Origin of the sequence: Falsiroseomonas oleicola (genome assembly GCF_019029495.1) — a bacterium.
Lineage (GTDB): Bacteria > Pseudomonadota > Alphaproteobacteria > Acetobacterales > Acetobacteraceae > Falsiroseomonas > Falsiroseomonas oleicola.
The window spans coordinates 207,832-223,109 of sequence record NZ_JAERQM010000002.1; the positions used below are offsets into that span (position 1 = coordinate 207,832).

6 protein-coding genes are annotated in these 15,278 nt (G+C 71.5%); 3 read left to right on the forward strand and 3 right to left on the reverse strand.

The window, feature by feature from the left end; all coding sequences use genetic code 11:
* The first annotated feature begins 2 nt into the window (after window positions 1–2).
* Window positions 3–485, forward strand: coding sequence for a cellulose biosynthesis protein BcsD (gene bcsD / locus JJQ90_RS07925; protein ID WP_216874161.1), 483 nt, complete (start codon window positions 3–5; stop codon window positions 483–485).
* Between the two features lie 15 nt (window positions 486–500).
* On the opposite strand, the gene JJQ90_RS07930 is transcribed toward bcsD, so the two are convergent.
* On the reverse strand, window positions 501–2,564 hold the full coding sequence (locus JJQ90_RS07930) for a hydantoinase/oxoprolinase family protein (protein ID WP_216874163.1): 2,064 nt from the start codon (window positions 2,562–2,564) through the stop codon (window positions 501–503).
* A 131-nt stretch (window positions 2,565–2,695) separates the two neighbouring features.
* On the reverse strand, window positions 2,696–4,396 hold the full coding sequence (locus JJQ90_RS07935; protein WP_216874165.1) for a hydantoinase B/oxoprolinase family protein: 1,701 nt from the start codon (window positions 4,394–4,396) through the stop codon (window positions 2,696–2,698).
* Window positions 4,397–4,495: 99 nt separating this feature from the next.
* Here JJQ90_RS07935 and JJQ90_RS07940 point away from each other — a divergent pair, with 99 nt between their 5' ends.
* Window positions 4,496–5,980 (forward strand): AMP-binding protein, encoded by a 1,485-nt coding sequence (locus JJQ90_RS07940; RefSeq protein ID WP_216874167.1) that lies wholly within the window; start codon window positions 4,496–4,498, stop codon window positions 5,978–5,980.
* The gene (locus tag JJQ90_RS07945) at window positions 5,977–7,398 is read left to right on the forward strand and encodes an MFS transporter (RefSeq protein WP_329959406.1); all 1,422 of its coding nucleotides are present in this window, start codon (window positions 5,977–5,979) and stop codon (window positions 7,396–7,398) included. Before JJQ90_RS07940 ends, JJQ90_RS07945 begins: the two co-directional genes overlap by 4 nt.
* A 36-nt stretch (window positions 7,399–7,434) precedes the next feature.
* Here the strand turns inward: JJQ90_RS07945 and JJQ90_RS27265 are convergent, their stop codons facing one another.
* A complete protein-coding gene (locus tag JJQ90_RS27265; RefSeq protein WP_216874169.1) occupies window positions 7,435–15,240 on the reverse strand; it encodes a beta strand repeat-containing protein in 7,806 nt (2,601 codons plus the stop codon).
* Between the last annotated feature and the right edge of the window lie 38 nt (window positions 15,241–15,278).

Consider the following 15,278-nt stretch of genomic DNA (forward strand, 5'->3'; position numbering starts at 1 on the left):
GCATGACAGATGTTCACGCGGCGGAACCGGTGACGGCCGCCTATCTCGCCCGGCGCGGCGTCGCGGCGCAGTGGCGGCCCTTCCTGCGCGGGCTGGTGGAGACACTCGACGCGCATCTGGACAGCGATGGCCGGGCCGCGCTGATGCGCGCGGTTGGGCGACGCATGGCGGAGGCGATGCCCCTGCCGCATTGCGACACGCTGAAGGGGCTGGAATCCCATATCAATGACGCGCTGGGCGCGGCGGAATGGGGCTATTGCCAGCTCTCCGTCGATGTCGAGCAGCGCCGGCTGCTGGTGACGCATGCCGCCGCGCCGGCCGTGGGCATCGGCCAGGATGCCGAGGGCGCCTGGATCGGGGCGGTGCTGGAAGGGCTCTATGGCGGTTGGCTCGCCGGGCAGCCGGGCGCCGATGCGGCGCTGGCCCCCAGCGTTTCGGTCTGCGTGGCCGGCGAGGCCAGGCTGGGATACGGGCGGGCGGCCTGAATTCGGGGCGGGGCGTCAGCCCCCCACCGCCACCTCCAGCCAGCCGCGCGCATCCAGCCAGGCCACGTCGCCCGGCAGCAGCAGCACGGTGGTGGTGTCGCTTTCGACAATGGCCGGGCCGGGCAGTTTCTGGCCCGGGGCCAGAGCGGTGAAGGCATAGACGGGCAGGTCCTGGACTGCGCCGGCGACGAAGGCACGGCGCTGCGCCACCGGTGTCGCCGGGGCGACGTCCGGCAATTCCCGGACGGGCACGGCGGGCAGGCGGCCGATGGCGGCGACCCGCGCCGTGACCAGCACCACCTCCTCCCCCCGCAGGGCATAGGTGAACAGCGCCTCATGCCGCGTGTGAAAGCTTTCCGAGATCTGCGCCGGCAGGCCGGGCGCCTCCCAATCCACCGTATCCAACGGCACGCCGACTTCGAAAACCTGCTCGCCATAGCGCATGTCCGCGCTGCGGCGGATCGTCGGGGCATCATCGGTCCCCTGGGCCATCCATTCGGCCATGCGGGCGCGGGCGGCGGCCTCCAGCTCGGCAAACAGCGCACGGATGGCGGGCTCGTCCGGCAGGCCGGTGGCGCCGATCAGGCTGCGCGAGACCTCGTAGCGCAGGTCGGTCTGCAACATGCCCCAGGCCGAGAGCCCGGCGGCCAGCAGCGGCACCGCGACCCGCGCCATGCCGAGGTCCCGCGCCACCGCGCTGGCATGCAGCCCCGCCGCGCCGCCAAAGGCCAATAGGCAAAAGCCGCGCGGATCGACGCCACGCCGCACGGTGGCGACGCGGATGCCATCCGCCATGGCGATGTTCGCGAGTGCATGGATGCCCGCCGCGCAGTCCATCATGCCGAGGCCGAGTTTTGCGCCCAGCCGCTCCACCGCGCCCTCTGCGGCGGCGAGGTCCAGCGAACGCCTTCCGCCGAGGAAGCGCGCGCCGTCCAGGTAGCCCAGCACCAGGTTGGCGTCCGTCACCGCCGGCTCCGTCCCGCCCGCGCCATAGCAGGCCGGGCCGGGCACCGCGCCCGCGCTGCGGGGACCCACCCGCATCATGCCGCCGGCGCCGACATGGGCGATGGAGCCGCCGCCGGCGCCCAGCGTCACGATATCCAGGCTTTCGAGCGCGATGCGCTCGCCGCCCACCACCCGGCCGCGGCCGAGCGCCGCCTCGCCACCCTCGATCAGCGCGACATCGGTGGAGGTGCCGCCGACATCGAAGGTCACCAGGTCCTGGCCCAGCCCGGCGCGGGCCAGCGCCAGCCCGGCGGCGACGCCGCCCGCGGGGCCGGAGAGCGCCGTGCCGGCGGCGATGCGCGACGCCTCGGCGACGGGTGCCACGCCGCCATGGGAGAGGATGACGAACAGCGGCGCGCGCAGCCCGGCCTCGGCCAGGCGGGTTTCCAGCCGGCCGAGATAGGTGGCGACGATGGGCCCGACGGCGGCATTCACCACGGTGGTGGAGAAGCGCTCGAACTCCTTGATCTGCGGCAGCACGTCCGAGGACAGCGTCACATAGGCGCCTGGCAAGGCGGCGGCCACGGCGGCGCCGGCGGCCTGTTCGTGGGACGGGTCGCGCCAGGAATGGAACAGGCAGATGGCCACCGCCTGCACCTGCTCGGCGCGCAGGGTCTCGATGGCGGCGGTGAGGGAGGCGTCGTCCAGCGCCAGGGCCACTTCGCCATCGGCGCGGATGCGCTCCCGCAGCGGCAGGCGCAGGCGGCGCGGCACCAGCGGGGCGGGGGGTGACAGGCGCAGGTCGTAGCGTTCGGGCTTCAGCCCCTCCCGCATCTCGATGACGTCGCGATGGCCCTCGGTGGTCAGCAGGCCGATGCGGGCGGTGCGGCGTTCCAGCAGGGCATTGGTGGCGACGGTGGTGCCATGCACCAGGCGCTCGGTCCGGGCCAGCAGATCGGGCAAAGGCAGGCCGAGCATGCCGGCCAGCACGCCGAGGCCATCGAGCACGCCGCGCGACTGGTCATCCGGCGTGGTCGCCGCCTTGGCGAGCAGGGTCGCGCCATCGGCACCGATGCAGACGACATCGGTGAAAGTGCCGCCGACGTCGCAGCCGATCCGGTAGGGGGGAAGCATATGGCTACTCCAATTGGCGAGCCCCCCTCACCCGCTCCGGCTAAGGCGCTGCGCGCCAAGCCTGCGCTGCCCTCTCTCCCCGACGGGGGGAGAGGGTTGGGTGAGGGGGGCCACGCAGGTCGATCGCTACGTCAGACAAAACCCTCGGCCGCATCCGCCGCCCGCGCCGCCGGGTCGCGCTTCGCCGGGTCACCCCAGCCACCGCCGCCACCCGACCGCACATGCAGCACATCGCCGGGGGCGAGCGGCACGCCAGTCTCCTTGGTGCGCAGGTCGCGCGGCGCGCCCGTCACGGGGATCAGCCGGTAGTGATGCGGCGCGCCGTCCTGGCCGCCGAGCATCCCCGCCGCGCCGTGGCGCGCACCGTCGCCGGCCGTATTGGCCCGTGCCGGGCCGGCGGTTTCCACCACCAATTCCAGCTCTCCGCCGAGCCCGCCGCGATACTGGCCGTCTCCCGCGGAGCCGCCCAAGAATTCGTGGCGGCGGAAGAACAGGGGGAAGCGGGCCTCGGCCATTTCGACGCTGCCGAATTTCAGCCCGCCGGCCGAATGCCATTCGCCGGCGCCGGACCAGCCATCGCCGGTCGCATGGCCGCCGCCACCGGGCCGCGCATGGAACAGGTGCCAGACGAATTTCTTGCCCGCACGTCGCGGGTCGTTGCCCTGGATGGCGATGCGAAAGCGCCGGCCCCAGCCGCCCATGGCACGCTCCGGGCAGGCATTCGCCAGCGCCTTGACCACGGCCTCCACGATCTCGTTCGAGCAATGGCTGGTGCAGAGCGTCACCGCCGCCCCCTCCGCCGCGCGCACGACCGTGCCCTCCTTCGCCAGCACGGTCAGGGGCCGGAAGGCGCCGTCATTCTTGGCCACCTCCGGGTCCAGCAGATAGGCGAGCGCCATCCGCACGGCGGAGACGGTGTTGGGCCAGGAGGAATTGACGAAGCCCAAGGTCTGCGGGTCGCTCGCCGTCAGGTCCACGGTCAGCTCGCCGCCCCGCTTGGTGACGGTGGCGCGGATGGTGACGTCCTCCGCCCCATGCCCGTCATCATCCAGCACCGCCTCGCTTTGCCAGGTGCCGTCGGCCCAACCAGCGATGATGCGGCGGGCATGCGCCTCCGCCAGGTCCAGTATGGCATCCGTCGCGGCATTCAGCTTGGGCGCGCCGTGGCTGGCCAGCAGCGCCTCCAGCCGCTTCGCGCCGAGTCGGGCGGAACCCCACATGGCCATCAGGTCGCCCCGGAAGTCGCGCGCGATGCGGGTGTTGAGCGCCAGCATCTGCACGAGGTCCTCGCGCAGGGTGTCGTTCTCGCCCAGGCGGATCGGCGGGATGCGGATGCCCTCCTGCCAGATCTCGGTGGCGGAGGGGTTGTAGCCGCCATGGGTGGCGCCGCCGATGTCGGACTGATGGGCGCGGACGACGCAGAGGAAGACGAGCGAAGGCCCGTCCCGATGATCCGAGGCCGCAGGCCGAGGGTCTGAATCGGGCCGGGGCCCGTCGAAGACGGGCAAGACAATGGTCAGATCGGGCAGGTGGCTGCCGCCATGCCAGGGGTCATTCAGCAGAAAGCAGTCGCCGGGGCGCATGGCGTCCGGGAAGGCCTGAAGCACGGCCTCCGCCGCGAAGGGCATGGCGCCGACATGCACCGGGATGTGGTCCGCCTGCGCCACCAGCCGCCCGCGTGCATCGCAGAGCGCGATGGAAAAATCTCGGGAGGAATTCAGGATCTGGGAGGTGGCGGTGCGCAGCAGCGCCTCCCCCATCTCCTCCACCACGGCGCGGAAGCGGTTTTCGAGCACCGCAAGGGTGACGGGGTCGGGCGGGGAGCTTGGCATGGTCCGACCGTCCCGCCGCAGGCGCGGCGCGTCAAGCGGGGGTTGTTCCGCGGTGGGTGGTCTGGCGGGCGGCGCGAAGCGGTCGCATCATGCGGGACAATGGAACGCCCCGCCACACTCACCGAACTTCTGGCGCACACCGCCGCCGCGCAACCCGATGCCCCGGCTTTCCCCGGCCTGAGCTGGGCGCAGGCGGAGGCGCAGGTGCGGCGCCTGGCGGGCGGGCTGGCGGCGGCAGGCATCGGGCCGGGCGACCGGGTGGCGCTGTTCCTGCCGAATCGCCCCGACTTCCTGCTGCTGCTGTTTGCCCTGGCCCGGCGCGGCGCCTGCGCCGTGCTGCTGAACACGCGGTTCCGGGCGCTGGAGGTCGGCAACCTGCTGGCCCGCGCCCAGCCCAAGGCCATTGCCGTGGCGCGCGATTTCGCGGCCGTGGATGCCGCCGCCGTGCTGCCGGACCCGCCGGGCTCGCTGCGCCTGGTGCTGGGCATGGATGGGCTGGGGGAGGGCCAGCTCGCCGGCCTTCCGGTGCTGACCCGCAACGCGCTGCTGGCGGCGGAGGATTCGCCCGATCTCGCTACGCCCGGGGCCGAATGCCTGACCTTCACCACCAGCGGCACCACGGCGGGCCCAAAGCTGGTGCTGCACCGCCAAACCTCCATCGCCGGCCATGCGGCGGATGTGGCGGCGGCCATCGGCACTGATGCACCGGGCGCCGCGATGCTCGCCGCCGTTCCCTTGTGCGGCACATTCGGGCTGAGCGCGGCGCTGGCGGCGGTGGCGGGTGGGGCGCGGATCGCCTGTATGGAGAAGCTGGACGCCCCGGCCGCCGATGCGCTGATCCGGGCGGAAGGCATCACCCATATGGTCGGTGGCGACGAATGGCTGCTGCTGCTGGCCGGTGCGGCGGCGGGGCGCCCCTACCAGGGATTTCGCTTCACCGGATTCGCCAGCTTCCATGGCCAGGCGGAGCGGGTGCTGGCGGCGTCTGACGCGCTGGGCCTCGCGGTGCGCGGCGTCTATGGCAGTTCCGAGGTGCAGGCCTTGTTCGCCGGCCAGAACCCAGCCGGCCCGCATCGCGCCGTGGGCGGCGGCGCGCCGGTCAGCGGCGAGTCCGGCTGGCGCATCGCCGAGGATGGCGAATTGCTGCTGCGCGGCCCCTCCCTGTTCGACAGCTATCTCGGCAATCCGGAGGCGACGGCCAAGGCCCGCACGTCGGATGGCTGGTTCCGCAGCGGCGACCTGGCGCAGCCGCAGCCCGATGGCGGCTTCGGCTTTCTGACGCGCCGCGGCGACGCCCTGCGCATCGGCGGCTTCCTGGTCTCGCCCGAGGAGATCGAGGGCTTTCTCCAGGCCCAGCCCGGCGTTGCCGCCGCGCAGGTGGTGGAGGCCGGTGGCAGACCCGTGGCCTTCATCATCCCTGGCACCGGCTATGACGAGGCCAGCCTGATGGCGACAGCGAAAGCGAACCTCGCGAAATTCAAGGTGCCGTCACGGATCGTGGCGTTGGAAAAATTTCCGGTGGTGGATGGGCCGAACGGCCCAAAGATCCAGCGCGCGCGATTGCGGGAGATGGCGTCCGAGTGAGCGGCACGACCCCCAAGCTACGCGACCCGAGAATCGTCGCGGCGATCGTTGCCAGCGCGCTGTTCATGCAGAACCTGGACAGCAGCGTGGTGGCCACCGCCCTGCCGGCCATGGCGCGCGACCTGGGGCGGGACCCGGTGCATCTCTCGGTCGCCATCACCTCCTACCTCGTGGCGCTCTGCGTCTTCATCCCGGTTTCCGGCTGGGTGGCGGACGGCTTCGGGCCGCGGCGGGTCTTCATGTGGGCGATCCTCGTTTTCACCGGCGCCTCGGCCCTGGTGGGGCTGTCGCAGGGCCTCGGCACGCTGGTGGCGGCGCGGGTGCTCCAGGGGCTGGGCGGCGCCATGATGGTGCCGGTCGGCCGCCTGCTGCTGCTGCGCCGCGTCAGCAAGGAGGAATTGCTGACGGCGATGACCTGGCTGACCATGCCGGCGCTGCTCGGCCCGATCTTCGGCCCGCCGATCGGCGGGTTGCTGACCGATGCGGTGTCCTGGCGCGCGGTGTTCTGGATCAATATCCCGGTCGGCGCGCTGGGGCTGCTGCTGGTCTGGCGCTTCATCCCGGAGCTGGAGAAGCAGGACCCCGGCCCGCTGGACACGCGCGGCCTGCTGTTCTGGGGGATCGCGCTGGCGCTGCTGGTCTCGGGGCTGGAGACGATCGGGCGCGGCCTGGTGCCGCTCTGGGTGACGCTGGGGGTGCTGGGGCTGGGCGCGCTGGCGACGTTGGCGGCGGTGCTGCATTCGAAGCAGGCGGTGCGGCCGGCGGTCGATCTTTCCCTGCTGTCGATCCCGAGCTTCGGCATGCCGATGCTCAGCGGCACGCTGTTCCGCATCGGCGCCGGGGCGCTGCCCTTCCTGCTGCCGCTGACGCTGCAATTGGTCTTCGGGCTCTCGGCCTCCGGCAGCGGGTTGCTGACCTTCGCCACGGCGCTCGGTGCGCTGACCATGAAGCCGCTGATCCGGCCGCTGCTGCGGCGCTTCGGCTTCCGCACGATCCTGGTGGCCAATGCCGTGGCGGCGGCGGCGGGGGTGGCGGTCTGCGCGCTGTTCAACCCGTCCTGGCCGCCGATCGCCATCTTCCTGGTGCTGGCGGCGGGCGGGCTGTCGCGCTCGCTGCAATTCACCTCCATGGCCACCATGGCCTTTGCGGATGTGCCGCAGAACAAGCTGGCGGCGGCCACCGCGATGACAGGCACGATCCAGCAATTGTCGGTGGCGCTGGGCGTGGTGCTGGGGTCGCTGACCCTGGCGGCGGGGATGCATTTCCGGGGCACCGCCGAACCGGGTCTGGCGGAATTCCAGGCCGGCTTCGTGGTGGCGGGGCTGGTGATGCTGGCGATGCTGCCCGGCGCGCTGCGCCTGCCGCGGGATGTGGCCGCGCGCGTTTCCGGCCACCGGCCAACACCGCCGCAGGCGTGAGGGGGAGGGGGACAACCCCCCTCCACCCCGCTGGTATCACACGAACAGCGCGTTCACCTGGTTCGAGGACATCGCGCCGATCTGGGTGCTGGTGAAGCCGGCGACCTGGGCGTCCGAGAGCGCCGCGATATCCACCGTCTCCAGCGCCGTGACCTGCGTGGTGGTCAGGGAGGCGAGCTGCGTCGTGGTCAGCCCCGCCATCTGCCGCGTGGTCAGGGCGGTGACGGAGGTGCTGGTCAGCGCCACGACCTGCGTCGTGGTCAGGGCGCCGATCTGGGTCTGGGTCAGGCCGACAAGCTGGCTGGTGGCCAGCGCCGCGGCCTGGGTGGTGGTGAGCGCGGTGACCTGGGTGCTGGTCAGTGCGCCGAGCTGGGTGGAGGTCAGCCCGCCGAACTGCGTGGTGGTGAGCACCACGATGTCGGTGGTCTCCATGCCGCGGATCTGCCCGCTGCTGATGCCGCCGATCTGGGTGGAGCTGAGCGCGCCCATCTGGGTCGTGGTCAGCGCCGCCAGCTGATTGCTGCCGAGGCCGGCGACCTGGGTGGTGCCCAGCCCGCCGATCTGGGTGGTGGTCAGCGCCGCCACCTGGGTGGTGGTCAGGGCCGCGGCCTGGGTGGTGGTCAGTGCAACGAGCTGCGTGGTGGTCAGCGCCATCGCCTGCGTGGTGGTCAGCGCCGCGAGCTGGGTGGAGGCCAGGCCGCGCAACTGGGTGGTGGTCAGCGCCACGAGGTCGGTGGTCTCCAGCGAGGCCGCCTGGGTGGAGGTCAGGGCGGAAAGCTGGGTGCTGGTCAGGCCGGCGACCTGCGTTGTCGTCAGGGCGGCGAGGTCGGTGGTCTCCATGCCGCGGAGCGCGGTGGAGGTGATGGCGGCGATCTGTGTGCTGGTCAGGGCGCCGATCTGGGTGGTGGTGAGCGCCGCCACCTGGCCGGAGACGAGCCCGGAGATCTGGCTGTTCACCAGGGAGGCGACCTGGGTGGTGGTGAGGGCTGCCGCCTGAGTGGTGGTCAACGCCGCCATCTGGGTGCTGGTCAGGCCGCGCAGCTGCGTCGTGGTCAGCACGGCGAGGTCGGTGGTCTCCAGCGCCGCGACCTGGGTATTGGTCAGCCCGTTCACCTGGTCGGAGGTGAGGCCGGCCATCTGGGTGGTGGTGAGCGCGGCGAGGTCGGTGGTCTCCATGCCGCGGATCCAGTTGCGGCGGATGCTGCCGATCTGGGTGCTGGTCAGGGCGCCGATCTGCGTCGTGGTGAGGGCGGCGAGCTGGCCGGTGGTGAGGCCCATCATCTGGTCGGAGCCGAAGGCACCGATCTGGGTGGTGGTCAGCGCCGCGACCTGGGTGGTGGTGAAGCCACCGACCTGCGTCGTGGTCAGGGCGCCGACCTGCGTCGTGGTCAGGGCGGTGGCCTGCGTCGTCGTCAGCGATGCGAGCTGCGTGGAGGTCAGGCCACGCAGCTGGGTGGTGGTCAGCACGGCGAGGTCCGTGGTCTCCAGCGCCGCGGCCTGGGTGGTGGTCAGGGAGGCGATTTGCGCCGTGGTCAGGCCGGCGACCTGCGTCGTGGTCAGGGCGGCGAGGTCGGTGGTTTCCATGCCGCGCAGGGCGACGCTGCCGATGGCGGCGATCTGGGTGGTGGTCAGCACGCCGACCTGTGTGGTGGTCAGGGCCGCCACCTGGGCGCTGGTCAGGCCCACCACCTGGGTGGTGCCGAGTGCGCCGATCTGCGTCGTGGTCAGGACGCCGACCTGGGTCGTGGTCAGCCCCGCGGCCTGGCTGCTGGTCAGTGCCGCGACCTGGGTGGTGGTCAGCGCCGCCGCCTGGGTGGTGGTCAGCGATGCCACCTGCGTCGCATTCAGGCCGCGCAACTGCGCGGTGGTGAGCGCGACCAGGTCGGTGGTTTCCAGCGCCGAGGCCTGCGTGGTCGTCAGCGCGCCGATCTGCGTCGCGGTCAGGCCGGCGACCTGGGTGGTGGTCAGGGCGGCGAGGTCGGTGGTTTCCATGCCGCGCAGGGCGACGCTGCCGATGGCGGCGATCTGCGTGCTGGTCAGGGCGCCGATCTGGGTGGTGGTGAGTGCCGCGACCTGGCTGGAGACGAGACCGGCGATCTGGCTGTTCACCAGCGCGCCGATCTGGGTGGTGGTCAGGGCACCGGCCTGGGTGGTGGTCAGTGCGCCAAGCTGGGTGCTGGTCAGGCCGCGAAGCTGCGTTGTGGTCAGCACTGCGAGGTCGGTGGTTTCCAGCGCCGCGACCTGGGTATTGGTCAGGCCGTTGATCTGGTCGGAGGTAAGGCCGGCCATCTGGGTGGTGGTCAGCGCCGCGAGATCGGTGGTCTCCATGCCGCGGATCCAGTTGCGGCGGATGCTGCCGATCTGGGTGCTGGTCAGGGCGCCGATCTGGGTGGTGGTCAGCGCCGCCAACTGGCCGGTGGTGAGGCCCATCATCTGGTCGGAGCCGAAGGCACCGATCTGGGTGGTGGTGAGGGCAGCGACCTGGGTGGTGGTGAAGCCGCCGACCTGCGTCGTGGTCAGGGCGCCGACCTGCGTCGTGGTCAGGGCGGTGGCCTGCGTCGTGGTCAGCGCCGCGAGTTGCGTGGAGCTCAGGCCACGCAGCTGGGTGGTGGTCAGCACGGCGAGGTCCGTGGTCTCCATCGCGGAGGCCTGGGTGGTGGTCAGCGCGGCGATTTGCGCCGTGGTCAGGCCGGCCACCTGCGTCGTGGTCAGGGCGGCGAGGTCGGTGGTCTCCATGCCGCGCAGGGCGACGCTGCCGATGGCGGCGATCTGGGTGGTGGTCAGCACGCCCACCTGCGTTGTTGTCAGCGCCGCGACCTGCGTGGAGGTGAGGCCGGCGACCTGGGTGGTGCCCATCGCCGCGACCTGCGTCGTGGTCAGCGCCGCGGCCTGCGTGCTGGTCAGCCCGCCGATCTGCGTGCTGTTCAGCGCCGCGACCTGGGTGGTGGTGAGCGCCACCGCCTGCGTTGTCGTCAGCGACGCCAACTGGGTGCTGGTCAGGCCGCGCAACTGCGCGGTGGTGAGCGCGACCAGGTCGGTGGTTTCCAGCGCCGAGGCCTGCGTGGTCGTCAGCGCGCCGATCTGCGTCGCGGTCAGCCCGGCCACCTGGGTGGTGGTGAGCGCGGCGAGATCGGTGGTCTCCATACCGCGGAAGGCGGTGGAGCTGATGGCGGCGATCTGGGTGCTGGTCAGGGCGCCGATCTGGGTGGTGGTGAGTGCCGCGACCTGGCTGGAGACGAGGCCGGCGATCTGGCTGTTCACCAGGGCGGCGACCTGGGTGGTGGTCAGCGCCGCCGCCTGGGTGGTGGTCAGTGCGCCAAGCTGGGTGCTGGTCAGGCCGCGAAGCTGCGTTGTGGTCAGCACGGCGAGGTCGGTGGTTTCCAGCGCCGCGACCTGGGTATTGGTCAGCCCGTTCACCTGGTCGGAGGTGAGGCCGGCCATCTGGGTGGTGGTGAGCGCGGCGAGGTCGGTGGTCTCCATGCCGCGGATCCAGTTGCGGCGGATGCTGCCGATCTGGGTGCTGGTCAGGGCACCGATCTGCGTCGTGGTCAGCGCGGCCAACTGGCCGGTGGTCAGGCCCATCATCTGATTGGAGCCGAAGGCGCCGATCTGGGTGGTGGTCAGCGCCGCGACCTGGGTGGTGGTGAAGCCGCCGACCTGGGTGGTGGTCAGGGCGCCGACCTGCGTCGTGGTCAGGGCGGTGGCCTGCGTCGTCGTCAGCGATGCGAGCTGCGCGGAGGTCAGGCCCGCAAGCTGGGTCGTCGTCAGCACGGCGAGGTCGGTGGTCTCCATCGCGGAGGCCTGGGTGGTGGTCAGCGCGGCGATTTGCGCCGTGGTCAGGCCGGCCACCTGGGTGGTGGTCAGGGCGGCGAGGTCCGTGGTCTCCATGCCGCGCAGGGCAATGCTGCTGATGGCGGCGATCTGGGTGGTGGTGAGGGCGCCGACCTGGGTGGTGGTCAGGGCTGCCACCTGGGTGCTGGTCAGGCCCGCCACCTGGGTGGTGCCCATCGCCGCGATCTGCGTCGTGGTCAGCGCCGCGGCCTGCGTGCTGGTCATCGCCGCGAGCTGGCTGCTGGTCAGCGCCGCCATCTGCGTCGAGGTCAATGCCGTCGTCTGCGTGGTGGTAAGGGCGCCGATCTGTGTCGCATTCAGGCCACGCAGCTGGGTCGTGCTCAGCGCCACGAGGTCCGTGGTCTCCAGTGCGGAGGCCTGGGTGGTGGTCAAGGCACTGATCTGCGTCGCGGTCAGGCCGGCGACCTGGGTGGTGGTCAGGGCGGCGAGGTCGGTGGTCTCCATGCCGCGAAGGGCGGTGGAGGTGATGGCCGCGATCTGCGTACTGGTCAGGGCGCCGATCTGGGTGGTGGTCAGCGCGGCGACCTGGCCGGAGACGAGCCCGGCGATCTGGCTGTTCACCAGGGAGGCGACCTGGGTGGTGGTCAGCGCCGCCGCCTGCGTCGTGGTCATCCCGCCAAGCTGGGTGCTGGTCAGGCCGCGAAGCTGCGTCGTGGTCAGCACGGCGAGGTCGGTGGTTTCCAGCGCCGCGACCTGGGTATTGGTCAGGCCGTTGATCTGGTCGGAGGTAAGGCCGGCCATCTGGGTGGTGGTCAGCGCGGCGAGGTCGGTGGTCTCCATGCCGCGGATCCAGTTGCGGCGGATGCTGCCGATCTGGGTGCTGGTCAGGGCGCCGATCTGCGTCGTGGTGAGGGCGGCGAGCTGGCCGGTGGTGAGGCCCATTATCTGGTCGGAGCCGAAGGCACCGATCTGGGTGGTGGTCAGCGCCGCGACCTGGGTGGTGGTGAAGCCACCGACCTGGGTGGTGGTCAGGGCACCGACCTGGGTGGTGGTCAGGGCGTTGGCCTGTGTCGTTGTCAGCGCTGCCATCTGCGTGCTGGTCAGGCCGCGAAGCTGGGTGGTGCTGAGCGCCACCAGGTCCGTGGTCTCCAGTGCCGCGGCCTGGGTGGTGGTCAGGGAGGCGAGCTGCGCCGTGGTCAGGCCGGCGATCTGCGTCGTGGTCAGCGCGGCGAGGTCGGTGGTCTCCATGCCGCGGATCTGGCTGCTGCGGATGGCCGCGATCTGCGTGGTGGTCAGCACGCCGACCTGCGTCGTGGTCAGCGCGGCCAATTGGGTGCTGGTCAGGCCGGCGATCTGGGTGGTGCCGAGCGCGCCGATCTGCGTGGTGGTCAGTGCCGCGGTCTGGGTGCTGGTCAGCGCCGCGAATTGCGTGCTGTTCAGCGCCGCCATCTGCGTGCTGGTCAGGGCGGTGGCCTGGGTGGTGGTGAGTGCCGCCACCTGGGTGCTGTTCAGGCCGCGCAACTGAGCCGTGCTGAGCACAGCGAGGTCCGTCGTCTCCAGCGCCACCGCCTGGGTCGTGGTCAGCGCGCCGATCTGCGTCGCGGTCAGGCCGGCGACCTGGGTGGTGGTGAGGGCCGCGAGATCGGTGGTCTCCATGCCACGGATCGCGGTGGAGCTGATGACGGCGATCTGCGTGCTGGTCAGCGTGCCGACCTGGGTCGTGCTCAGCGCCGCCAATTGCGCGGAGGTGATGCCGGCGAGCTGCGTGCTGGCCAGGGCCCCGAGCTGTGTGGTGGTGAGCGCGGCGGCCTGGGTGGTGGTCAGGGCGCCCATCTGGGTGCTGGTCAGGCCGCGCAGCTGCGTCGTGGTCAGCACCGCGAGGTCCGTGGTCTCCAGCGCCGCGACCTGGGTGGTGTTCAGCGAATTCACCTGATCGGAGGTCAAGCCGCCGATCTGCGTGGTGGTGAAGGCGGCGAGGTCCGTCGTCTCCAGCCCGGTGATCCAGTTGCGGCGGATGCTGCCGATCTGGGTGCTGGTCAGGGCACCGATCTGGGTGGTGGTCAGCGCGGCAAGCTGGCCGGTGGTCAGGCCCATGATCTGGGTGCTGCCGAAGGCGCCGATCTGCGTCGTGGTCAGGGCGGCCACCTGGGTGGTGGTGAAGGCGCCGACCTGGGTGGTGGTCAGGGCGCCCACCTGCGTCGTCGTCAGCACCGCCGTCTGCGTCGTGGTCAGCGCTGCGAGCTGCGTGGAGCTCAGGCCGCCGAGCTGCGCCGTCGTCAGTGCCACGAGGTCGCTGGTTTCCAGCGCCACGGCCTGGGTGCTGGTGAGCGAGGCAAGCTGTGCCGTGGTCAGGCCGGCGATCTGCGTGGTGGTGAGCGCGGCGAGGTCTGTCGTCTCCATGCCGCGGATCTGGCTGCTGCGGATGGCGGCGATCTGGGTGGTGGTGAGGGCGCCAATCTGGGTGGTGGTCAGCGCGCCAATCTGGGTGGAGATCAGCCCCGCCATCTGGGTGGTGCCGAGCGCGCCGATCTGGGTAGTGGTCAGTGCCGCCGTCTGCGTCGTCGTCAGCCCACCGACCTGTGTGCTGGTCAGCGCGGCCATCTGCGTCGTGGTCAGCGCCGCCGCCTGGGTGGTGGTCAGCGCGCCGAGCTGGCTGCTGGTCAGGCCACGCAGCTGTGTCGTGCTGAGCGCGGCGAGGTCCGTCGTCTCCAGCGCCACCGCCTGGGTGGTGGTCAGCGCGCCGAGCTGCACGGAGGTCAGGCCGGCGACCTGCGTGGTGGTCAGCGCGGCGAGGTCCGTGGTTTCCATGCCACGGATCTGGATGGAGCTGATGGCACCGATCTGCGTGCTGGTCAGCGCGCCGAACTGCGTGGTGGTCAGCGCCGCGAGCTGGGCGGAGGTCAGGCCGGCGACCTGCGTCGTCGCCAGCCCCGCGACCTGGGTGGTGGTCAGCGCCGCCGCCTGCGTGGTGGTCAGCGCGGCCACCTGCGTCGTGGTCAGGCCGCGCAGCTGGGTGGTGCTGAGGGCCGCGAGGTCGGTCGTCTCCAGCGCCACGACCTGCGTCGCGCTGAGGCCGGTGAGCTGGGCGGAGGTGAGGCCGGCCACCTGGGTGGTGGTCAGCGCGGCCACATCGGTGGTTTCCAGCCCGCGCATCTGCGTCGCCGTGATGGCACCGATCTGGGTGCTGGTCAGCGCGCCGATCTGCGTGGTGGTCAGCGCGGTGAGCTGGCCGGAGGTCAGCCCCGCCACCTGCGTGGTGCCCAGCGCCGCGACCTGCGTCGTGGTCAGCGCGCCCATCTGCGTGGTGCTGAGCCCGGCCACCTGCGTCGCGGTCAGCGCATTGAGCTGCGTTGTGGTCAGCGCCACCGCCTGCGTCGTGGTCAGCGCGCCGAGCTGCGTCGAGACCAGGCCGCGGATCTGCGTCGTGGTCAGCGCCGCGAGATCGCTGGTCTCCAGCGCCGCGGCCTGGGTGGTGGTGAGGGAGGCGAGCTGGGCCGTGGTCAGGCCGACGATCTGGGTGGTGGTCAGCGCGGCGAGGTCCGTGGTCTCCATGCCGCGGATCTGGCTGCTGCGGATGGCGCTGATCTGGGTCGTGGTCAGGGCGCCAACCTGGGTGGTGGTCAGGGCCGCCACCTGCAGGCTGGTCAGGCCGGCGATCTGTGTGGTGCCCAGCCCGCCGATCTGCGTCGTGGTGAGCGCCGCCACCTGGGTGGTGTTCAGCGCGCCCGCCTGGGTGGAGGAGAAGGCCCCGAGCTGGGTGCTGGTCAGCGCGCCGAGCTGCGTCGTGCTGAGTGCCGCGATCTGCGTCGAGACCAGGCCGCGGATCTGTGTGGAGCCGAGAACGGCAAGGTCGGTGGTTTCAAGCGCCGCCGCCTGGGTGCTGGTCAGCGCCGCAAGCTGGGTGGAGGCCAGGACGCCGACCTGTGTCGTCGTCAGCGCCGCCACCTGCGTCGTGGCCATGGTACGGATCTGCGACGTGGTCAGGGCCGCGATGCTGGTGGTGGTGAGCTGCCCGATCTGGGTCGTCGTCAGCAAATCGAACAGCGCCATCACCTGAACTCCCGATTGGGCAGAAGGCATCGCGCCAG

Coding starts and splice junctions, on each gene's coding strand:
- bcsD (WP_216874161.1), top strand. CDS start 3: ATGACAGATGTTCACGCGGCGGAACCGGTGACGGCCGCCTATCTCGCC.
- JJQ90_RS07930 (WP_216874163.1), bottom strand. CDS start 2,564: ATGCTTCCCCCCTACCGGATCGGCTGCGACGTCGGCGGCACTTTCACC.
- JJQ90_RS07935 (WP_216874165.1), bottom strand. CDS start 4,396: ATGCCAAGCTCCCCGCCCGACCCCGTCACCCTTGCGGTGCTCGAAAAC.
- JJQ90_RS27265 (WP_216874169.1), bottom strand. CDS start 15,240: ATGGCGCTGTTCGATTTGCTGACGACGACCCAGATCGGGCAGCTCACC.
- JJQ90_RS07940 (WP_216874167.1), top strand. CDS start 4,496: ATGGAACGCCCCGCCACACTCACCGAACTTCTGGCGCACACCGCCGCC.